This window comes from Pseudomonas saudimassiliensis (assembly GCF_000939975.1).
GTDB lineage: Bacteria > Pseudomonadota > Gammaproteobacteria > Pseudomonadales > Pseudomonadaceae > Halopseudomonas > Halopseudomonas saudimassiliensis.
In genome coordinates, this window is sequence record NZ_LK391969.1 from 255,678 (window position 1) to 275,822 (window position 20,145).

Genomic DNA, 20,145 nt, shown 5'->3' on the forward strand with positions numbered 1-20,145 from the left:
CACAAGCGGAACAGCTTGCAGCTTGCGCCCTGGGGCTTACCGCTCAAACCGAAGGTTTGCAGATATGCGCTACATAAGCACTCGCGGCCAGGCGCCGACCCTGAATTTCGAAGATGTGTTGCTGGCCGGCCTGGCGTCGGATGGCGGCCTCTATGTACCCGAGAACCTGCCGCGGTTCACCCAGGAGGAAATCGCGTCCTGGGCCGGTCTGCCGTACCACGAACTGGCCTTCAATGTGATGCGCCCCTTCGTTGCCGGCAGCATTTCCGATGCCGATTTCAAGGCGATTCTCCAGGACACCTATGGCGCCTTCACCCACAGCGCCGTGGCCCCGCTGCGCCAGCTCGACGCCAACGAGTGGGTCATGGAGCTGTTCCACGGCCCGACCCTGGCGTTCAAGGACTTTGCCCTGCAGTTGCTGGGCCGCCTGCTGGATCACTTCCTGACCAAGCGCGGCGAGCGCGTGGTGATCATGGGCGCGACCTCCGGTGACACTGGCTCGGCAGCGATCGAGGGATGCCGCCGCTGCGAGAACGTGGACATCTTCATCCTGCATCCGCACAACCGGGTGTCCGAGGTACAGCGTCGGCAGATGACCACCATCCTTGGTGACAACATCCACAACATTGCCATCGACGGCAATTTCGACGACTGCCAGGAAATGGTCAAGGCCAGCTTCGCTGACCAGGGCTTCCTCAAGGGTACCCGGCTGGTCGCGGTCAACTCGATCAACTGGGCGCGGATCATGGCGCAGATCGTGTACTACTTCCATGCTGCGCTGCAGCTGGGCGGTCCGCAGCGGTCCATGGCCTTCTCGGTGCCGACCGGCAACTTCGGTGACATCTTTGCCGGCTACCTGGCGCGCAACATGGGCTTGCCGATCAGCCAGCTGGTGGTGGCGACCAACCGCAACGACATCCTGCATCGCTTCATGAGCGGCAACCGCTACGACAAGGACACCCTGCATCCGTCCCTGTCGCCCTCGATGGACATCATGGTGTCGTCCAACTTCGAGCGGCTGCTGTTCGACCTGCACGGTCGCAACGGTGCGCTGGTCAAGGACCTGATGGACAGCTTCAAGCAGACCGGCAAGCTGTCGGTGGAAGATGAGCGCTGGACCGAGGCCCGCCGCCTGTTCGACTCGCTGGCGGTGGACGACGAGGCTACCTGCGCGACCATTGCCGAGGTCTACCGTGACTGTGGCGAACTGCTCGATCCGCATACCGCGATCGGCGTTCGCGCAGCGCGGGAATGCCGCCGCAGCATGGCCATCCCGATGATTACCCTGGGTACGGCCCACCCGGTGAAGTTCCCCGAGGCGGTGCGCCAGGCCAACGTCGAGGAGCCGCAGCTGCCGGCGCACCTGGCGGACCTGTTCGAGCGTACTGAGCGTTGTACAGTGCTGCCCAACAGCCTGACCGATATCCAGCAGTTCGTCGCTGCCCACGGCAATCGGGGCAAGCCGTTGTAACAGGCATTGCCGACCGGGTGTGATCGGCCGGCAACATTCTGGTGTTTTTCCGCCGCCGAGCGCCCGCTCGGCGGTACTCGCCGAAACTTTCTGCAACGTCCTTGGCCAATTTCACTGGCACGAATCACCATCCTTCGTTGTCCGACCTCTCAGGGAGGCGGCTGAAACAAGTCCAAATCGTCTCCTCAACCCTGCCTCCCGGCCGGGTTTCCCGACTCGCGAGATGACAGGAGTTGACTCCGAATGCTCTGGTTTCTGGTGCTGCATATCATTGCACTGGTGTTCTGGATTGCCTCACTGCTATATCTGCCGGCCCTGATCGCCGGCCATGAGGGCCGCCGCTCCCCGGTGGAGGTGCGCGTCAATCCGCATAACTCGATAGAACGCTTTGTCTTTACCCGTATCGCCACCCCCGCGGCACTGTTGGCCATCATTGCCGGCACGCTGGTGTTTGTGATCGATCACACCATTGACGGCTGGCTGGTGATCAAGTTGACAGTGGTCACTGCGCTGGTGGTCTGCCATGTGGGGGTGGGGTTGCTGATATTGCGGATGGAGCAGGGCGACGATCGCCCTCTGCGCGGCTGGTGTGTGCTCGCCGCGGCTGCGGCAGTGACATTGTTTTCCCTGATACTTTGGTTGGTACTGGCCAAACCGGATGTGGAGCTGCCGATATGAGCGCACCCATATGGCAGCGCGGCCGCTCACTGTGGGTGAGGTGGTTCCGGAGCCTCGCGAAAGTCCACCCCGACAGCGTGGTCATAGACCAGTTGTCCCCCCAGCAGGCTGGTGGCGCCGATGGCCAAGCCGCTCAACAGCGACAGGAACAACCCCCAGGGCAGGATGGCGGTGTCGGCCGCGCCGATGCGCAGCAGCCAGTTGAGCGAGGCCAGCGACAGCAGCATGACTGCCAGGACCGCATGGCACCAGGCGGTAATCAGACGGCGAATCTGCGCCACGATGAGCAAGTCCAGCAAACCGACCATGCCCGATACCCAGCCGCCGAGCGCACCTACCCCCGCCAGCCACAGCCCTGCCCGAGCCCAGAATGGGTCGCCCGTGAACACAAAGGCAATGTCGGTACCGATCAGGCCAATCAGCGCCGCGACGGGAAAGTGGATGAGCATGGGGTGAATCGGGTGACCGCCAATCGACATCTTGCTGACAATGGACTCGGACATCATGCGGGGCATTCTCCTGTCAGGGGGGAACGGGTTCGTGGATATGCACCAAGCCTAGCAGCCATTACCGGGATCGGCCTGCTGCTGACCGGTTGCAGCGGACCCTATTCGGCACTGGATCCGGCTGGGCCCTCGGCCTCGGGGGCGGCAGCGTTGTGGTGGGCGATGGCGAGCTTCTCGGTAGTGACGCTGATCGTGGTGGTGCTGTTATGGCTATACGCCTCGCGTCGCCAGCCCGGAGAGGTGCCGGACGAACAGGCCCAGCGCATCCAGAATCGCTGGGTAGTGGGTGGCGGACTCATCCTGCCCATTTCCGCGATCACGCTGCTGCTGGCCTTCGGTATTCCCATCGGCCATCGCATGTTGCCGCTGCCCCTGGCCGAGGGCGAAGCCCTGCGGATCGACGTGACGGCGCGGCAATGGCAGTGGGATGTGAGTTACCCCGGCACGGGGGTGCGGTTGCTCGACGAGCTGCATATTCCGGCCGGCACAGCAGTAGACCTGCACTTGACCAGCGAGGATGTCATCCATTCCTTCTGGGTGCCCCGGTTAGGCGGCAAGCTGGACATGTTCCCGGGCAGGACCAATGTGCTGCGCCTGCAGGCCGACGAGCCGGGGGTGTATTACGGCCAATGTGCGGAATTCTGCGGCACAGGTCATGCCCATATGAAATTCACCGTGCGCGCGCACACGCCGGCTGAGTTCGAGGCCTGGTTGGAAGGAGCAACAGTAGATGAGTGAGGAGCAGAAACGCAGCGCCCAGCTGCACGAGGAATTCGACCGGGTCTGGGGCAACCTGCCGGGACTCGGGCAATTGGCGGCCGTCAACCACACCTCGGTCGGCTTGCGCTTCGTGGTGACGGGGCTGTTCTTCTTCCTGGTCGGCGGCGTGCTGGCGATGCTCATGCGCACCCAGCTGGCGCTGCCGGAGCAGGATATCGTCAGCCCGGAGCTCTACAGCCAACTGTTCACCATGCACGGCACCCTGATGATGTTCCTGTTTGCCATCCCGATCCTGGAAGGGGTGGCGATGTACCTCATCCCCAAGATGGTCGGTGCCCGCGACCTGGCTTTCCCGCGGTTGGGGGCCATGGGTTACTACTGCTACCTGTTCGGCGGGCTGATCATCCTGTCGAGCATGGTGCTGGCCATCGCACCGGATTCGGGGTGGTTCATGTATACGCCCCTGAGCAGCAGTACCTTCTCGCCGGGCCCGGGGTCGGACTTCTGGTTGCTGGGGGTCACCTTTGTGGAGATCTCCTCGATGACCGGGGCGATCGAACTGGTTATATCCATCCTCCGCACCCGCAGCCGCGGCATGAGCCTGCGGCAGATGCCGATCTTCTGCTGGTACATCCTGGCCATGGCGCTGATGATCGTGTTCGGCTTCCCGCCGCTGATCCTCGGCAGCATCCTGCTGGAGCTGGAGCGGGCGGCGGGGCTGGTGTTCTTCGAGGTGGTCGGTGGCGGTGACCCGCTGCTGTGGCAACACCTGTTCTGGCTGTTCGGCCATCCGGAGGTATACATCATCTTCCTGCCGGCGGCGGGCATAGTGTCGACCCTCATCCCGGTATTTGCCCGCAGGCCGATCGTCGGTTACCGCTGGATAGTGCTGGCGATCATCGTCATGGGCTTCATCAGCTTCGGGCTGTGGGTGCACCACATGTTCACCGTCGGCATCCCGCAGCTGGCCCAGGCGTTCTTTTCGATGGCCAGCATGCTGGTGGCCATCCCCACAGCGATCCAGGTGTTCGCCTGGCTGGCGACACTATGGACGGGCAGGGTGGTCTGGAATCTGCCGATGCTGTGGATTCTCGGCTTTCTGATCATCTTCGTCGCCGGTGGCCTGACCGGGGTGATGCTGGCGCTGGTGCCGTTCAACTGGCAGGTGCATGACACCCACTTCGTGGTGGCGCACATGCACTACGTACTGGTCGGCGGCATGCTGTTTCCGCTGATTGCCGGGCTTTACTACTGGTTGCCCCACGTTTCCGGTCGCATGCCCTCCGATGTGCTCGGCCGCTGGGCGTTCTGGATGGTGTTCATCGGCTTCAACATGACCTTCTTGCTGATGCACCTCACCGGGCTGCTGGGCATGCCCCGGCGGGTCTATACCTACGAGGCTGGTCTGGGTTGGGATTGGCTCAACCTGCTGTCGTCCGTCGGTGGTTTCGTGATGGCCATCGGGGTCGCCATGTTCCTGCTGGATATATGCCTGCATTTCCGTTTCGGTCGCCTGGCGCCGCGCAACCCCTGGGGCGCGGATTCGCTGGAATGGGCGGTGGCCATGCCGGTCACCACCTACAACTTCATCAGCCTGCCGCCGATCCGCAGCCGCCACCCGCTGTGGCAGAACCCGCAGTTGCCGTTCGAGATTGAAGAAGGTGAGCATGAGATGGCGGTCCTGCGCCATGGGCGGCGGGAAACCTGGGGGTCGGATGCGGTAACGGGGGAGGTGCGGGAAGTGGTGCACCTGCCGACCAACTCCTGGCTGCCGCTACAGGTCGGGGCGATCCTCGCAGTGGTGTGTATCAGCCTGCTGGTGAAGGCCTACTGGCTGGCCCTCGGGGCCGCCCTGGTCGCGGCGGTGGTCATATTGCGCTGGAGCTGGGTGAACGGCGCCCACCCCGAGATGGCGCCCGTGCACGAAGGCGAGCCCAGTAACCCGCCGCTGCATTCCCGTACCCTGGACGGACCAGGGCGCTGGGGCATGCTGGTCACCCTGATGGCCAACGGCTCGCTGTATGCTTCTCTGCTGTTCGGCTGGTTCTACCTGTGGACGGCCTCGCCGCAGTGGCAGGCTCCGGAGAATGGTCCGCTGGGATTGATGTCGCTGGTGGCCAGCGGCTTGCTGCTCACGGCGGCGGTCCTCGCCTATCAGTATCTGACCCGTCGGTTGCGCCAGGGTGTGACGGACCGGCTGGCCGGCGGCCTGTGGCTGGTGTCAGCACTCGGCTTGGCGCATCTGGCGGTACTGACCTGGGTCGCCTTGTCGGCAGGGTTGGTGCCGACCCAGTCGGCCCATGATTCGGTCCTGGCGGTGATGCTCGGGTATCTGCTGTTCCATGGTGCGGTTGCCACGGTCACCACCGCGCTGCAGGCGGCCCGGGTACGCTGCGGCTACGTCAGTGCCCAGCTGCCCTATGAGCCCATGGTGCTGCGCCCGTTCTGGAGCTATGTCCTGGGTGTGTTCTGGCTCAGCATTGCCGCATTCACCCTGTTACCCATGGCCTGGTAAGGAGTCTGCATGCGAATTCCGTCCTGGCATCCGCTTCATCTGATCATCGGCCTGACGGTCTGGGCCTTCTGGTTTACCGTCCTGTACGGGGGGCTCTCGGTGGCCTGCAAGGTTCTGCCGCCCGACCCTGCGCAAGGGGCGGTCAACTGGATCAACATCGTGCTCTGGCTGGCCACCCTCCCAGTGGTCGGTGCGCTGGCCTGGGCCGCGCGCTACTGCGCCCGCTACACACCCGATCCCGCCCAGCCCAACCGGCGCTTTGTCGCCCGTACCTCCGCCGGTCTTTATCTACTGTCCGCCTTCGCCACGATCGTGGTGGCGGTACCTGTCTGGTTTCTTCCACCATGCCTATGACATTACCTCTTGGGGCGCTGGCCCTGCTATTCAGCCCCCTGGCGCTGGCCCACAGCCCGCTGGACAGCACGGGCGCGGATCTGGTCAGCGCCATGATCAGCGTCGGTATGCTGTTGCTGTTCTGGCTGCTGTTTCTGATCGGCCAGCTGCGCCGGCCAACCCGCTGGTGGCAGTCAGTGTGTTTCCACCTGGGGTCGCTGGTATGCCTGTTTGCCATTGCCGGGCCGCTGGATGAATGGGCCGAGACCAGCGCCTCGGCGCACATGGTCCAGCATATGCTGTTCATGGTGATCATCCCGCCGCTATGGGTATTGGCCCAGCCGCTGGCGCAGATGATCAGCAGTGGCGGCAGGGTTGTGCAGCTGGCCTATCGTGGACTGCTGAAGCTGGCCGCCTGGCCGATGGCGATGGCCTGGGCACACGGGCTGATCCTGTGGTTCTGGCACATGCCCTATTTCTACATCCTGGCGCTGGAAAATCCCTGGTGGCACGCGGTGGAGCACCTGATGTTCATCGTCTCGGCCGGGTTGTTCTGGTGGTCCGCATTGCAGAGCCGACATTCCGGCGGACCCTGGGCGCTACTCGCCATGCTGTTTACCCTGATGCATACCGGCGTATTGGGGGCGATCCTCACCTTTGCCAAGGCACCCTTCTACGGCGATGCCCGTGACCTGCAGGACCAGCAGCTGGCCGGGCTGATCATGTGGGTGCTGGGGGGGCTGCCCTATATTGCCGCCTCGGCCTGGATCGGATCGCGCTGGTACCGGCGATTGAACCGCAGCATGCGGCGAGCGATGGAAGAGGGCGCATGAAACAGAAACTCACCAGCCTGGAGCAGCTGCTGGACCGCATCGACGAGGCGGGCAACGGCGAGGAAGCGGTCTCACTGGACATGCTGATGGGGACCATTGGTAAACGCTCCTTCGGCCCGGTGTTGCTGCTCATCGGCCTGATCCTGGTCTCGCCCCTGAGCGGTATTCCGACCTTGCCTTCGACCATGGGCGTGGCCGTGTTCCTGATCGCCCTGCAGATGCTGGTGCGGCGCAAGCATATCTGGTTGCCGGGCTGGATCCTGCGGCGGCAGATTGGGCAATCGAAGTTGGCCAAGGCCTCCCAATGGCTGCGACGACCGGCGCGTTTCGTCGATCGCCTGATCAAGGAGCGGCTGAGCGTACTGGTCGATGGACCCGCCAGCTGGCCGATCGCGCTGGTCTGCCTGCTGCTGGCGGTGACCCTGCCGCTCCTGGAGCCACTGCCCTTTGCCGCGAGCAGTGCCGGCCTGGCGCTGACCTGTTTCGGCCTGGCCATGATCGCCCATGATGGGGTGCTGGCGCTGCTGGCCTATAGCGTCACCCTGGGTGTAGGCGGGCTCATTATTTACAGTTTTATGTGACAGGGAACTGACTCGAGGCTTTGTAACCTAAGGCTCTAACGAAACCGCAACGGCGTCGATTAAAGGTTAAGGGAGATGAGGATGACAACTGGATTCAGGCAGCTGCTGTGCTCGGCGCTGCTGGTATTGCCGTTGACGGCAGCTGCAGAAGAGTTCGATTTCCAGTCCGTGATTGATAAGGCCGAGACCTTGGCCGGCAGTGCCTGGCAGGCCCCTCCGCAGATTCCCCGCTTCCTCCAGGAACTGAGCTACCACGATTACCAGAGCATCCGTTTCAAGCCGGAAAGCAGCCTCTGGCTGGACGAGCAACTGCCCTTCAATCTGATGCTGATTCCGCCGGGGTTGTTCTATCACCATGCGGTGACCATCAATGTGATCCAGGATGGCGAGGCGCAACCGCTGGCCTTCGACAAGACCCAGTTCACCTACCCCAACAGCGAAGTCGAGAAACTCATGCCGCCGGACCTGGGCTTTGCCGGTTTCAAGCTGACCTTCCCCTTCGCCGCGCCGGATGCCCAGAACCAGTTCCTGGTATTTGCGGGTGCCAGCTATTATCGGGCCGTCGGGCGGGATAACAACTTCGGCCTGTCGGGGCGGGGCATCGCGGTTAACACCGGCTTGCCCAGTGGTGAGGAATTTCCCTCCTTCGTCGAGTTCTGGCTGGAGAAACCCGCCGCCGAAAGTGACAGCATGACCTTCTACGGGCTGCTGGACGGCAGGAGTCTGGCCGGCGCCTACAAATTCACCGTAACCCCGGGCGATGAGACCGCGATGAAGGTGGAGTCGGTGCTCTTCCCGCGCCAGGGCATAGAGTTGACGGGCATCGCACCGCTGACCAGCATGTTCTATTACGGCGAAAATACCCTGCGCCCCCATGGTGAATGGCGCCCCGAGGTGCATGATAGCGACGGCCTGCTGGTGCATGACGGCGCTACGGATGAATGGCTGTGGCGGCCGCTGAACAATCCAACGACCCTGACCATGGATTATTACGCCACGCAGAGCCTGCGCGGCTTCGGCCTGCTACAGCGCGATGATGAGTTCCGCAGCTACATGGACCCGGAGGCTGCATATTCTACGCGGCCCAGCGCCTGGATCGAGCCTGAGGGCGATTGGGGCAAGGGCCATGTGGTGCTTACCCAGCTGCCGACGCCGGATGAAACCAACGACAACATCGTCGCCTTCTGGACCCCGGATCAGGGCTTGCCGGAGCAAGGGCCGCACCGGTTTGCCTATACCGCCCGCTTCGGCATGGCCGACCTGACGGGTAACCCCATGGCCCAGGCAGTGGACAGCTTCCTCGGCGACGGCACCCGGGTCGGCGGCGGTGATGTCGAAGGCGCCGTGCGCGTGATCGCCGATTTCGTCGGCGGACCGCTGGCCGACCGCGCTGCCGAGGCTCCGGTGGCCGCCGAGGTGGTGGCGCTGGAGGACGGCGAGCTGGTCGAGCATTTCGTGGAATACGTTCCCGCGCTGGAGCGCTGGCGGTTGTCGATGCTGGTCAAGCCGGCGAGGGACCGTCCGCTATCGGTACGGGCCTTCCTGCGGGAAGGGGAGGAGCGGCTCAGCGAAACCTGGACCTATCAACTTGCCCCCGGCAGTGACGTGCTCAATGTCATCCATTGAATGTCGGGATCAGCATGCGCGCATCTGTCGCTGAGGTAACCCTGCGTCGATTGCTGGCCTGGCTGCAATGGGCCGGCCAGGAGCCGACACCCGAGCGGCAAGCGGCCATATTGCGGTGCATAGCGGACAACATGACTGCGGACACCGCCGAGTTGTGCGATCGCTGTCTGCAGCCGCTGTTGGCGGAAACCGCCATGCCGTCGCCGCCGCCCGCCAGCCCGCTGCTGCAGCGTGGCAGTATCGATTACGGAGATTATTGATATGACCGCCATGCCAAGTACCGCGGGAAGGGATGCTCGCGGAGGCCGTCGCCGTTGGCGGGCAGCGGCCTGGCTGCGCCGTACCACCCTGTTGCTGCTGGTGGCAGGCCAGACGCTGGCAGCCAGCTGGTTCATGCTGTCGGTACTGCCCTACCAGGGTGGCAACGGGGTGGAAATCGGCATGCTGGTGCTGTTTGCGCTGCTGTTTGCCTGGATCTCCTTCGGCTTCTGGATTGCCATTACCGGCTTTGTCCTGCGCCGCTTGGGCGGTGATCGGCACTCCCTGCTGCGCCAGCAGGACGCGGCCACCCTGGCGGCGACGCCGCTGGCGCGCACGGCGATCCTGATGCCCATCTACCACGAGCCCATCGAGCGCAGCCTGGGGGGACTCAGTGCGGTCTACCGCAGCCTGGAACGTACCGGTCAACTCGAACATTTCGACTTTTTCATCCTCTCCGACAGTCGCGAGCCGGACGTCTGGCTGCGCGAACAGGCGGCCTGGGCACGGCTGGTCGAGACCCTGGGTGCGGCGGGTCGGCTGTTCTACCGGCGGCGCAAGCTCAACCTGAATTACAAGAGCGGTAACGTGGGCGACTTCCTGCGCCGCTGGGGGCGCCGTTACGACTACATGATAGTGCTGGACGCCGACAGCCTGATGGGCGGCGAAACGCTGGTGACCATGGTCCAGTTGATGGAGCGCCACCGGCAGGTGGGGATTCTGCAGACCAGTCCCGAGCTGCTCAACGGCCGCTCGTTGTTCGCGCGGGTCCAGCAATTCTCCAGCCAGCTGTACGGGCCGCTGTTTACCACCGGCCTGGCCGCGTTCCAGTTGGGCGAGGCTGCCTTCTGGGGCCACAACGCCATCCTGCGGATCAAGCCCTTCATGGCCCACTGTGGTTTGCGCAAACTGCCCGGTTGGGGACTGTTCCGCGGCCCGATCATGAGCCATGACTTCGTCGAAGCCGCCTATCTGGGCCGGGCCGGCTACGAGGTCTGGCTGGAGCCAGGCCTGCGCGACAGCTGGGAGGAGTCGCCACCGTCGCTGGTGGACGAATTGACCCGTGATCAGCGCTGGGTCAAGGGCAACATGCAGCATCTGTGGCTGTTGTTCGGCAGTCGGCGGTTGCGGTTCGCCCACCGCATGGCCTTTCTCAACGGCATCATGTCCTACGTCGCGTCGCCCTTGTGGCTGGCCTTCCTGGTACTGACCACCATCGCCACCACCCGCCTGGTGCTGTGGCCGATCAACTACTTTCCCGATCCGCACCAGCTGTTCCCGCTGTGGCCGCAATGGCAGCCGCTGCGCGCAGCCGGGCTGGTGGCAGCAACGCTCAGCCTGCTGTTTCTGCCCAAGTTCCTCGGCCTGGCCGATGCGGCCCTGACGCAGCGGGTGCGGGCCTTCGGCGGCTTTTTGCGGTTGCTGGGCAGTGTGCTGCTGGAAAGTCTGGTTTCGGCCTTGCTCGCCCCAATTCGCATGCTCTCCCATTCGCGCTACGTGGTGGAAGCGCTGCTCAATGTGAAACTCAGCTGGGCCGGGCAGAACCGCACCAGCGAAACCGGCTGGGTCGAAGCGCTGATCTACCAGGCGCCCGGGTCGATTCTCGGCCTGGCCTGGGCGCTGTTCGCCCTGTGGCTGCAGCCGATGTTCTTCTACTGGTCCCTGCCGGTGGCCTTGCCGCTGATCTTTGCTGCGCCGATTTCCGTGGTACTCAGCCGGGTGCAGTTGGGTCAGCGATTGCGTCGCCGCGGCTGGCTGATGACCGCCGAGGAAGCCTACGGCTCCAAGTTGCTGGAAGACATGACGCATAGTCCGCTGGAGGGCGTCGAGCAGCCAGGCTTCTGCGAGTCGGTAATCCACCCGCGCTACAACGCGCTGCAGGTTGGATTGGCGCGCCGCGCACCGGCGGGGCCACGCCGCCAGCGGCTGGATGCCCTGTGCCAGCGTTGTCTGGAGCAGGGCCCCGGCGCCCTTGATCGCACCGAACAGAGCCTGCTGGCCCAGGATGCCCAGGCCATGGCCTGGCTGCATCATCAGGTCTGGCGCAGCTTGCCGGGCTCGATCTGGGGACGGCTGCTGCGCCGGCAAATTACCCGTCAACCGGCGCCACGGCGCACGCCGGCGTGACTGCTATGCTGATAGCTCCCATCGGTCAATGGCAGGCTCGGTAATGGATGTTATCGATATCATTCTGGTCACGCTGCTCAGCGAGTTCTCGGACCTGACCGACGTCGAGCAGGCGACGCGCGTTGCCCTGCGGTTGCTGCTGGCCGCCGTGCTGGGCGGTCTGCTGGGCTATGAGCGCGAAACCCATGGCAAGGCCGCAGGGATACGTACCCACATGTTGGTATGCACCGGCTCGGCCCTGTTCGTGCTCGCGTCGGAGCTGTCCGGCGGCGGCGACGACGCCATGAGCCGGGTGGTGCAGGGGATAGTCGCGGGTATCGGCTTCCTGGGAGTGGGCACCATCATCAAGGGCGATCGGATGAACGAGGTCAAGGGCCTGACCACCGCCGCCGGGGTGTGGATGACCGCCGCGGTAGGTGTCTCGGTGGGTGTCGGCCTGGAGGCCACCGCGGTGCTCGCCACCTTGTTGATGCTGTTCATCCTCAATGTGCTGCCGCATTTCCTCGAGCCGCAGAACAAGAACGACACCTGACAGCAGGGTCACCGGCCGATAGACCGACAGCGACGCAGGCGCTTTTGCGGTACACTTGTCGGTCCCTCTGCAACAGGCCCTCGCTCCATGGCGCTCCAGTCCGTCCCCTGTAAAGTCCAGCTCAACATCACCGATACCGACCGCGGTATCTACGAAGATCTGCGCATCACCGTCGCGCGGCATCCCTCGGAAACCGGCCAACGCCTGGCCGCGCGTATTCTCGCCTATGCGCTCTGGTATCAGGAGCGGCTGGCCTTTGGCCGCGGCTTGTCCGAGGTGGACGAGCCGGCGCTCTGGCACAAGAGCCTGGATGACCGCATCGAGCACTGGATCGAGGTTGGCCAACCGGATGCCGATCGTCTGACCTGGTGTTCCCGGCGCGCCGAGCGCGTTTCCCTGCTGGCCTATGGCAACACCCGGGTATGGGCGAGCAAGATGATTCCGGCGGTGGCGAACCTGAAGAACCTGAATATCACGGCGCTGCCCCAGGAGCCGCTGGACGCGCTGGCCGCCGAATTGGGGCGCACGATTGAGTGGGGCGTGATGATTTCCGACGGGGTGCTCTACGTCAGCGACGCCGATACCCAGCATGAGTTCGCCCTTGAGTGGCTGATGGGGGAGCGCTGATCGCCATGCGTATCGAGTCCCGCCCCGTGCCCGCCGAGCTGCCGGACCTGGGCGATCTGCCACCACTATTGACGCGACTCTACGCCGCCCGTGGCGTGCGCTCGGCCGCTGAACTGGACCGCAGCCTGCGGTCGTTGCTGCCCTGGACGTTGTTCAAGGGCATGGACCAGGCCGTGGCGGTATTGCGCGAGGCGCTGGCGCAAGGTCAGTCGATTCTGGTGGTCGGTGATTTCGATTGCGACGGCGCCACCGCCAGCAGTGTGGCGGTGCTTGGGCTGCGCGCCCTGGGGGCGGCAAAGGTCGATTACCTGGTGCCCAACCGCTTCGAATACGGCTACGGGCTGACCCCGGAAATTGTCGAGGTAGCGCTGGCCAATCGCCCGGATGTGCTGGTCACCGTGGATAACGGCATTTCCAGTATCGAAGGCGTGGCAGCGGCCAAGGCCGCCGGGCTCAAGGTGGTGGTGACCGATCACCACCTGCCCGCCGAGCAACTGCCCGACGCTGATGCCATCGTCAATCCCAGTCAGCCCGGCTGCGCCTTTCCCAGCAAGGCAATTGCCGGCGTCGGGGTGATCTTTTATGTATTGATGGCCCTGCGCGCATCGCTGCGCGACAGCGGCTGGTTCACCGCCGAGCGGCCCGAACCGAACCTGGCCGAGCTGCTGGATCTGGTGGCCCTGGGCACGGTGGCGGATGTGGTGCCGCTGGATGCCAACAACCGGGTGCTGGTACATCAGGGCCTGGCGCGTATCCGCGCCGGCCGATGCCGGCCGGGTATCCGCGCGCTGCTGGAGGTCGCCCGGCGCCCCGCTGATCGGCTGGTGTCCACCGACCTGGGCTTCATCATCGGGCCGCGGCTGAATGCGGCGGGCCGGCTGGATGATATGAGCCTGGGCATCGAATGCCTGCTGACCGGCGATGAACAGCTGGCCCGGGATATGGCTACCGAACTGGACAGCCTCAACCGGGACCGCAAGAGCATCGAGCAGGACATGCAGAAGCAGGCCCTGGCCATGCTGGACAATGCCGACCTGCAGGAGGCCGATCTGCCCTTCGGCCTGTGTTTGTTCGATGCGCAATGGCACCAGGGCGTGATCGGTATTCTCGCGTCTCGCCTCAAGGATCGTTATCACCGGCCGGTGATCGCCTTTGCCGATGCCGGCGACGGGCAGATCAAGGGCTCGGCCCGCTCCGTTGCCGGGCTGCATATCCGCGATGCGCTGGATGCGGTGGCTGCGGCCAACCCGGGATTGATCAGCAAGTTCGGCGGCCACGCCATGGCGGCCGGGCTGTCCCTGCCGGCCAGTCACTTCGACGACTTTCGCGCCGCCTTCGACCGGGAAGTCCGCCGCCAGCTGTGTGCGGATGACCTGACCGGGCGATTGCTGTGCGACGGCGAACTGGCAGTCGATGAGTTCAATCTGCAACTGGCGGCCCATCTGCGCGAGGCCGGGCCCTGGGGTCAGCATTTTCCCGAGCCGGGCTTCCACGGCGAGTTCGGCCTGATCCAGCAGCGGCTGGTCGGCGAGCGCCACCTGAAGATGGTTTTGCAGCCGCTGGGCAGTACCGAGATCCTGGACGCCATTGCCTTCAATATCGACCCGCAGGTCTGGCCGGACCCGAACATTCGCCGGGTGCGCCTGGCCTACAGCCTGGACATCAATGAATACCGCGGCCGGCAAAGCCTGCAGCTGCTGGTGCGTCACTTGCAGGCCTGCTGAACGGGCTGAGCTTGTCACTGCACCGGGGCGGGGTTTTCCGCTACAATGTCCCCTTTTTCCTGACGGGATTAGTCACCATGGAAATCAATCCGATTCTGAACACCATCAAAGACCTGCGTGGCCGCTCCGAGACCATCAGGGGGTATCTTTGACTACGATCACAAACGTGATCGGTTGACCGAAGTAGAGCGCGAGCTGGAAGACCCCGGCGTCTGGAACGACCCTGAGCGGGCGCAGAACCTGGGCCGGGAGCGGGCTTCCCTGGCGGAGATCGTCGGCACCCTCGACGACCTGAGCAGCGGCCTGAATGACGCCGCCGAACTGCTGGAAATGGCCGTCGAGGAAAACGACGAAGGCGCTGTGGCCGATGTCACCAGTGAGCTGCAGCGCATGCAAACGCGCCTGGAAGCCCTGGAATTCCGCCGCATGTTCAGCGGCGAGATGGATGAGAATAACGCCTACCTGGACATCCAGGCCGGCTCCGGTGGCACCGAGGCCCAGGACTGGGCCAACATGTTGCTGCGCATGTACCTGCGCTGGGCCGATCACAACGGCTTCGACGCCACCATCATGGAACTGACCGCCGGTGAAGTGGCAGGTATCAAGGGCGCTACCCTGCATATCAAGGGACCCTATGCATACGGCTGGCTGCGTACCGAGATTGGCGTGCACCGGCTGGTGCGCAAGAGTCCCTATGACTCGGGTAACCGCCGCCATACCTCCTTCACCGCCGTGTTCGTGTCGCCGGAAATCGATGACAACATCGAAATCGAGATCAACCCGTCCGACCTGCGCATCGATACCTACCGTTCATCCGGTGCCGGTGGTCAGCACGTTAACACCACCGACTCGGCGGTACGTATTACCCACGTGCCGACCAACACCGTGGTCAGCTGCCAGAACGAACGCTCCCAGCACGCCAACAAGGACACCGCCATGAAAATGCTGCGGGCCAAGTTGTACGAGCTGGAAATGCAGAAGCGTACCGAAGCCTCCCAGGCCCAGGAAGACAGCAAGTCGGATATCGGCTGGGGTCACCAGATCCGTTCCTACGTACTGGACCAGTCGCGGATCAAGGATCTGCGCACCGGTATCGAGGAGAGCAACTGCGACGCCGTGCTGGATGGCGACATCAACGAGTTTCTCGAAGCCAGTCTGAAACAGGGCCTGTAACCGGGCCCTGTGCACTTGCCGATCCGCCGGCACTTTCACCGAATTGATCTACCCAGGACAGAGAAATGAGCGAACAACCGCTGAATGAGCATGCACTGCAAGAGGAAGAAAACAGTCTGATCGCGCTGCGCAAGGAAAAACTTGCCGCTGAGCGCGCCAAGGGCCAGGCCTTCCCCAACGATTTCCGTCGCGACAGCCTGGCGGGTGATCTGCAGAAGCAGTATGCCGACAGCAGCAAGGAAGCGCTGGCCGACGCCGCCATCAAGGTCAAAGTGGCAGGGCGCATCATGCTCAACCGCGGTGCGTTCATGGTGCTGCAGGACATGAGCGGGCGCATCCAGGTCTACGTCGACCGCAAGGGGCTGTCCGCCGAGACCCTGGAGGCGATCAAGACCTGGGATCTGGGTGACATCATCGCCGCTGAAGGCACGCTGGCGCGTTCCGGCAAGGGTGACCTGTATGTGCACATGACCGCGGTCCAGCTGCTGACCAAGTCCCTGCGCCCCCTGCCGGACAAGCACCACGGGCTGACCGACACCGAGCAGCGCTACCGACAGCGGTATGTCGACCTGATCGTCAACGAGGAGGTGCGCGATACCTTCCGCGTGCGCTCCCAGGTGATCTCGCATATCCGCCGCTTTCTCAGCGAGCGGGGCTTCCTGGAAGTGGAAACCCCGATGCTGCAGACCATCCCAGGTGGCGCTGCGGCCAAGCCCTTCGAGACCCATCACAACGCGCTGGACCTGCCCATGTTCCTGCGTATCGCCCCGGAGCTGTACCTCAAGCGCCTGGTGGTGGGTGGTTTCGAGAAGGTCTTCGAGATCAACCGCAACTTCCGTAATGAAGGCGTTTCCACCCGGCACAACCCCGAGTTCACCATGCTCGAGTTCTACCAGGCCTACGCCGATTACGAAGACAACATGGACCTGACCGAGGAGCTGTTCCGCGAACTGGCCCAGGCGGTGCTCGGCACCACCGATGTGCCCTATGGCGACAAGGTGTTCCATTTCGGTGAGCCCTTTGCCCGGTTGTCGGTATTCGACGCGATTCTCAAGTTCAACCCCGAGCTCAGCGCGGATGACCTGAAGGATGTGGACCGCGCCCGGGATATCGCCAAGAAAGCCGGGGCCAAGGTGCTCGGCCATGAGGGTCTGGGCAAGCTGCAGGTGATGATTTTTGAAGAGCTGGTCGAGCACAAGCTGGAACAGCCGACATTCATCACCCAGTACCCCTTCGAAGTCTCGCCGCTGGCGCGCCGCAACGACCAGGATCCGAACGTGACCGATCGTTTCGAGCTGTTCATCGGTGGCCGGGAAATTGCCAATGCCTACTCGGAGCTCAATGACGCCGAGGACCAGGCCGAGCGCTTCCACGCCCAGGTGGCGGAGAAGGATGCGGGTGACGACGAAGCCATGCATTTCGACGCTGACTTCGTCCGCGCGCTGGAATACGGCATGCCGCCCACGGCCGGTGAAGGCATCGGCATCGACCGTCTGGTGATGCTGCTGACCAACTCGCCGTCGATCCGTGATGTCATCCTGTTCCCGCATATGCGGCCTGAGGTCTGATCGGAAGTAGTTTGGCATTGAGTTTGTGTTTTGTGCGGGGAAAGCGGATCAAGCCTGGTTGGTGAGGTGGCGGGGTCGGGTTCGGCCTATATGGGACACGCGGCAAGTACATCCATGTAGCTCGCGGTTGCCATCCCTGGCAACCGACGGTCCCACATAGGCCGAACCCGACCCCGCTTGTATAGTCCGTGCAATGATCCGCTTTCCGGATAATTGGGAGTGGCTGTCGGTTTTTGGGTTGTCGCGCGCCTGCGGGACGACAAGGTGCGATCAGTGGCAAGTTCGCCAAAGGGGTAGCGTGGTTGCGCTAGCCCGGGCACGCCGGAAACATTGATCCACACTGAGGCTTGCGAGCCGGGTCAGGTGCCACCCAGGCCAGACCGTCGGTTGCCAGGGATGGCAACCGCGAGCCTACAGGGATGTATTCACGGCGTGTCTGGACTGGGTGGCACCTGATCCGGCCACTCCACAGCCCAGCCAGATCAATGTTTCCCTGCACGGCCCGGCAACCAGCACCAGACAGCAGCAACAGACAACAGGAAGACTCAACATGGCGGTAAAACAGAGCGAGCAGTACCAACTGGTTATCCGCAGCCTGTCGGACCGTATTGTTGACGCGCAGGCGCCGATTCGGGTGCTGGATGCCATCAAGTGGGATGACAACATCCGCGACCAGTTCTTCCGCGACGGTTGCCGTAAGCTGCCAGACGTGGGTCCGGACTACTACAAGGGCCGGCCGCTGAGTTTCGATCCAGCCGAGCGCCTGCAGGTATTCCAGGATATCGAGCGGGATATTACCCGTCAGCTCGGTACCTTCAACCCGGTCGGGCAGATCATGCGGCGCATGTGCCGTGAATACCGCATGGTGCTGCGCATGATCGAGGGACGGGGCACTGCCGAGTTTGGGCGCATTTCCCAGGAACTGTATGGCTCGGCTTCCGACGCCTTCCACGCTGGCGACCCGACCATCACCGATCTGGGCATCATGCTCAGCGAATCCCTGAGCAATATCGGCAATGACCTCGGCCATGAACCCAAGACCATTGCCGCGCCCGAGGCGGTGGCGATCCTGCAGGAGCAGATGAACACGGTTTTCACCGATGACCAGGCGGTGCGGGTGTTCGAGTCTGACGGTATCGTCGCCGATGCTGCCGCCGGGGCTGACTACATCAAGATCCGCAGTGATGCGCTGTTCAACCAGCGTGACCTGAAGATCCTCGCCGTTCACGAGGGCATGGTGCATGTGGCGACCAGCCTCAATGGCCAGCACCAGCCGATCTGCACCTTCCTGGCCAAGGGGCCGCCGTCGTCCACCGTGACGCAGGAAGGCCTGGCGATCTTGATGGAGATCGTTACCTTTGCTTCCTATCCATCCCGTCTGCGCAAACTGACCAACCGCACCCGGGCCATCCAACTGGCGGAAGCCGGCGGTGATTTTCTCGATGTGTTCGGTTTCTATCGTGGCGAAGGCTATAGCGACGAGGCCAGCTATACCAATGCCAGCCGGGTATTTCGCGGCTCCAGCAGCGACGGTTTGCCCTTTACCAAGGATCTGGCCTACCTCAAGGGCTTTATCCTGACCTACAACTATATTCAGCTGGCGGTGCGCCAGGGCAAGCTGCAGCAGATTCCCCTGCTGTTCTGCGGCAAGACCACCCTGGAAGACATGCGCACCCTCGGCCAGCTGGTGGAGGAGGGTCTGGTGGTGCCGCCGCGCTATCTGCCCGAACCCTTCGCCGATTTGAACGCGCTCAGTGCCTGGATGTGTTTTTCCGGGTTCCTGACCAATCTCAGTCTCGATCGCATCGAGGCTGATTACGCCAATATCCTCTAGGAGTGTGGCCATGAGCGATAAACCTGAAGTCAACAAGTTGCCCTACATCTTCACCGCGCTGGGGACCCTGTTCCTGACCATGGCGGTGCTGCATTTCTATGGCTACCTCAACTTCGTGCGCGAGGAAGAGGGGCTGCTGGTGGCCGAGTTCAGCCTGGTGACCATAGGCTCGGAGGAGGCTGGGCAGCTGCAAGCCAAGGCTGCCAACCATACGGCCGAATGTGTCGACGGGGTGATGATGCTGCACGACACCCGCCACAATGGCCTGTCCGGCCTGTTGGTGGATAGCCGCCAGCGGGTGGTACGCTGCAACGCCCAGACAGTGCCGTCGGCGCCGTGATCATGGGTAGTCATCCGGTACAGCTGGCCGAGGATTGGAAGCAGGCGCTCGGCGATGAGTTCGAGCAGCCCTACATGGCGCAATTGCGCGAGTTCCTGCTGGCCGAGAAAGCCGCCGGCAAGGTGATCTACCCGCCGGGACCGCTGATTTTCAACGCGCTGAACACCACGCCGTTGCATAAGGTCAAGGTCGTCATCATCGGCCAGGACCCCTATCACGGGCCGGGCCAGGCCCACGGCCTGAGTTTTTCCGTGCAGCCGGGCGTGCGACCGCCGCCTTCGCTGCAGAATATCTTCAAGGAAATCCAGCGAGACCTGGGGCACCCGATTCCGACCCACGGCAATCTGCAGTACTGGGCCGAACAGGGCGTGCTGCTGCTCAATGCGGTACTCACCGTCACCCAGGGGCAGGCCGGGGCTCACGCCAATCGGGGCTGGGAAATCTTCACCTCACGGATCATCGAGATCCTCAATACCCAGTGCGAGCACCTGGTGTTCATGCTCTGGGGCAGCTACGCCCAGAAAAAAGGCCAGCAGATCGACACCCGTCGCCATCAGGTGCTCAAGAGCGTGCATCCATCGCCGCTGTCAGCGCACCGGGGCTTCCTTGGCTGTGGCCATTTCTCCGCCGCCAATGCCTACCTCATCGAGCAGGGGCGCAACCCCATCGACTGGCGATTGCCCGCCCCGGAGTAAACTG

General features: G+C 63.3%; 19 protein-coding genes. 18 read left to right on the forward strand and 1 reads right to left on the reverse strand.

Going from position 1 to position 20,145, the window contains the following annotated elements; all coding sequences use genetic code 11:
* Positions 1–64: 64 nt before the first annotated feature.
* Entirely contained in the window at positions 65–1,471 is a 1,407-nt protein-coding gene (thrC, locus tag VG99_RS01315) for a threonine synthase (protein ID WP_044497889.1), read from the forward strand.
* A gap of 243 nt (positions 1,472–1,714) precedes the next feature.
* A complete protein-coding gene (locus VG99_RS01320) occupies positions 1,715–2,149 on the forward strand; it encodes a CopD family protein (RefSeq protein ID WP_044497891.1) in 435 nt (144 codons plus the stop codon).
* 26 nt (positions 2,150–2,175) lie between these two features.
* Here the strand turns inward: VG99_RS01320 and VG99_RS16195 are convergent, their stop codons facing one another.
* Positions 2,176–2,655 carry a DUF2231 domain-containing protein gene (locus VG99_RS16195; protein ID WP_044497893.1) on the reverse strand — a complete coding sequence of 160 codons (480 nt, stop codon included), beginning with the start codon at positions 2,653–2,655 and terminating at the stop codon, positions 2,176–2,178.
* On the opposite strand from VG99_RS16195, the gene coxB reads away from it, so the two are divergent.
* From coxB to ung, 16 genes are all read left to right on the forward strand, one after another.
* Entirely contained in the window at positions 2,611–3,393 is a 783-nt protein-coding gene (gene coxB / locus VG99_RS16200; RefSeq protein WP_275425463.1) for a cytochrome c oxidase subunit II, read from the forward strand. The genes VG99_RS16195 and coxB overlap by 45 nt on opposite strands.
* Positions 3,386–5,890 (forward strand): cytochrome c oxidase subunit I, encoded by a 2,505-nt coding sequence (gene ctaD / locus VG99_RS01335; RefSeq protein ID WP_044497895.1) that lies wholly within the window; start codon positions 3,386–3,388, stop codon positions 5,888–5,890. Before coxB ends, ctaD begins: the two co-directional genes overlap by 8 nt.
* A 9-nt stretch (positions 5,891–5,899) precedes the next feature.
* Positions 5,900–6,244, forward strand: coding sequence for a hypothetical protein (locus tag VG99_RS01340; RefSeq protein WP_044497898.1), 345 nt, complete (start codon positions 5,900–5,902; stop codon positions 6,242–6,244).
* Positions 6,235–7,056: a cytochrome c oxidase assembly protein gene (locus VG99_RS01345; RefSeq protein WP_082049956.1), complete on the forward strand. Its 822-nt coding sequence runs from the start codon at positions 6,235–6,237 to the stop codon at positions 7,054–7,056. The genes VG99_RS01340 and VG99_RS01345 overlap by 10 nt, the downstream gene beginning before the upstream one ends.
* Positions 7,053–7,637: an exopolysaccharide biosynthesis protein gene (locus tag VG99_RS01350; protein WP_044497901.1), complete on the forward strand. Its 585-nt coding sequence runs from the start codon at positions 7,053–7,055 to the stop codon at positions 7,635–7,637. Before VG99_RS01345 ends, VG99_RS01350 begins: the two co-directional genes overlap by 4 nt.
* 81 nt (positions 7,638–7,718) lie before the next feature.
* Positions 7,719–9,263, forward strand: a complete 1,545-nt coding sequence (locus VG99_RS01355) for a glucan biosynthesis protein G (protein WP_052508649.1) — start codon at positions 7,719–7,721, stop codon at positions 9,261–9,263.
* Positions 9,264–9,277: 14 nt separating this feature from the next.
* On the forward strand, positions 9,278–9,523 hold the full coding sequence (locus VG99_RS01360; protein ID WP_158023864.1) for a hypothetical protein: 246 nt from the start codon (positions 9,278–9,280) through the stop codon (positions 9,521–9,523).
* Between the two features lies 1 nt (position 9,524).
* Positions 9,525–11,648 carry a glucans biosynthesis glucosyltransferase MdoH gene (gene mdoH / locus VG99_RS01365; RefSeq protein WP_082049957.1) on the forward strand — a complete coding sequence of 708 codons (2,124 nt, stop codon included), beginning with the start codon at positions 9,525–9,527 and terminating at the stop codon, positions 11,646–11,648.
* Positions 11,649–11,691: 43 nt separating this feature from the next.
* Positions 11,692–12,180: an MgtC/SapB family protein gene (locus VG99_RS01370; protein WP_044497906.1), complete on the forward strand. Its 489-nt coding sequence runs from the start codon at positions 11,692–11,694 to the stop codon at positions 12,178–12,180.
* An 87-nt stretch (positions 12,181–12,267) separates the two neighbouring features.
* Complete coding sequence (locus tag VG99_RS01375; RefSeq protein WP_044497908.1) at positions 12,268–12,807, forward strand: YaeQ family protein; 540 nt, start codon at positions 12,268–12,270, stop codon at positions 12,805–12,807.
* A 5-nt stretch (positions 12,808–12,812) separates the two neighbouring features.
* Positions 12,813–14,531 carry a single-stranded-DNA-specific exonuclease RecJ gene (recJ, locus tag VG99_RS01380; RefSeq protein WP_044501350.1) on the forward strand — a complete coding sequence of 573 codons (1,719 nt, stop codon included), beginning with the start codon at positions 12,813–12,815 and terminating at the stop codon, positions 14,529–14,531.
* 77 nt (positions 14,532–14,608) lie between these two features.
* A protein-coding gene (prfB, locus tag VG99_RS01385) for a peptide chain release factor 2 (RefSeq protein ID WP_158023865.1) occupies positions 14,609–15,704 on the forward strand; the annotation gives its coding sequence in 2 pieces (ribosomal slippage) (positions 14,609–14,680 and positions 14,682–15,704; 1,095 coding nt in all).
* A 65-nt stretch (positions 15,705–15,769) separates the two neighbouring features.
* Positions 15,770–17,272 (forward strand): lysine--tRNA ligase, encoded by a 1,503-nt coding sequence (gene lysS, locus VG99_RS01390; RefSeq protein WP_044497917.1) that lies wholly within the window; start codon positions 15,770–15,772, stop codon positions 17,270–17,272.
* 550 nt (positions 17,273–17,822) lie between these two features.
* The gene (locus VG99_RS01395) at positions 17,823–19,106 is read left to right on the forward strand and encodes a flavohemoglobin expression-modulating QEGLA motif protein (RefSeq protein WP_044497919.1); all 1,284 of its coding nucleotides are present in this window, start codon (positions 17,823–17,825) and stop codon (positions 19,104–19,106) included.
* A gap of 10 nt (positions 19,107–19,116) precedes the next feature.
* Positions 19,117–19,446 (forward strand): PA3694 family proteiin, encoded by a 330-nt coding sequence (locus VG99_RS01400; RefSeq protein ID WP_044497921.1) that lies wholly within the window; start codon positions 19,117–19,119, stop codon positions 19,444–19,446.
* Between the two features lie 2 nt (positions 19,447–19,448).
* Positions 19,449–20,141 carry a uracil-DNA glycosylase gene (gene ung, locus VG99_RS01405; protein WP_044497923.1) on the forward strand — a complete coding sequence of 231 codons (693 nt, stop codon included), beginning with the start codon at positions 19,449–19,451 and terminating at the stop codon, positions 20,139–20,141.
* Positions 20,142–20,145 lie beyond the last annotated feature (4 nt).

What these genes read in the sequence shown, in the direction of transcription:
- VG99_RS01400 (WP_044497921.1), top strand. Translation starts at nt 19,117, where the DNA reads ATGAGCGATAAACCTGAAGTCAACAAGTTGCCCTACATCTTCACCGCG.
- VG99_RS01340 (WP_044497898.1), top strand. Translation starts at nt 5,900, where the DNA reads ATGCGAATTCCGTCCTGGCATCCGCTTCATCTGATCATCGGCCTGACG.
- thrC (WP_044497889.1), top strand. Translation starts at nt 65, where the DNA reads ATGCGCTACATAAGCACTCGCGGCCAGGCGCCGACCCTGAATTTCGAA.
- VG99_RS01370 (WP_044497906.1), top strand. Translation starts at nt 11,692, where the DNA reads ATGGATGTTATCGATATCATTCTGGTCACGCTGCTCAGCGAGTTCTCG.
- mdoH (WP_082049957.1), top strand. Translation starts at nt 9,525, where the DNA reads ATGACCGCCATGCCAAGTACCGCGGGAAGGGATGCTCGCGGAGGCCGT.
- VG99_RS01320 (WP_044497891.1), top strand. Translation starts at nt 1,715, where the DNA reads ATGCTCTGGTTTCTGGTGCTGCATATCATTGCACTGGTGTTCTGGATT.
- VG99_RS16195 (WP_044497893.1), bottom strand. Translation starts at nt 2,655, where the DNA reads ATGATGTCCGAGTCCATTGTCAGCAAGATGTCGATTGGCGGTCACCCG.
- VG99_RS01375 (WP_044497908.1), top strand. Translation starts at nt 12,268, where the DNA reads ATGGCGCTCCAGTCCGTCCCCTGTAAAGTCCAGCTCAACATCACCGAT.
- VG99_RS01395 (WP_044497919.1), top strand. Translation starts at nt 17,823, where the DNA reads ATGGCGGTAAAACAGAGCGAGCAGTACCAACTGGTTATCCGCAGCCTG.
- lysS (WP_044497917.1), top strand. Translation starts at nt 15,770, where the DNA reads ATGAGCGAACAACCGCTGAATGAGCATGCACTGCAAGAGGAAGAAAAC.
- VG99_RS01355 (WP_052508649.1), top strand. Translation starts at nt 7,719, where the DNA reads ATGACAACTGGATTCAGGCAGCTGCTGTGCTCGGCGCTGCTGGTATTG.
- ung (WP_044497923.1), top strand. Translation starts at nt 19,449, where the DNA reads ATGGGTAGTCATCCGGTACAGCTGGCCGAGGATTGGAAGCAGGCGCTC.
- recJ (WP_044501350.1), top strand. Translation starts at nt 12,813, where the DNA reads ATGCGTATCGAGTCCCGCCCCGTGCCCGCCGAGCTGCCGGACCTGGGC.
- VG99_RS01360 (WP_158023864.1), top strand. Translation starts at nt 9,278, where the DNA reads ATGCGCGCATCTGTCGCTGAGGTAACCCTGCGTCGATTGCTGGCCTGG.
- VG99_RS01350 (WP_044497901.1), top strand. Translation starts at nt 7,053, where the DNA reads ATGAAACAGAAACTCACCAGCCTGGAGCAGCTGCTGGACCGCATCGAC.
- ctaD (WP_044497895.1), top strand. Translation starts at nt 3,386, where the DNA reads ATGAGTGAGGAGCAGAAACGCAGCGCCCAGCTGCACGAGGAATTCGAC.
- VG99_RS01345 (WP_082049956.1), top strand. Translation starts at nt 6,235, where the DNA reads ATGCCTATGACATTACCTCTTGGGGCGCTGGCCCTGCTATTCAGCCCC.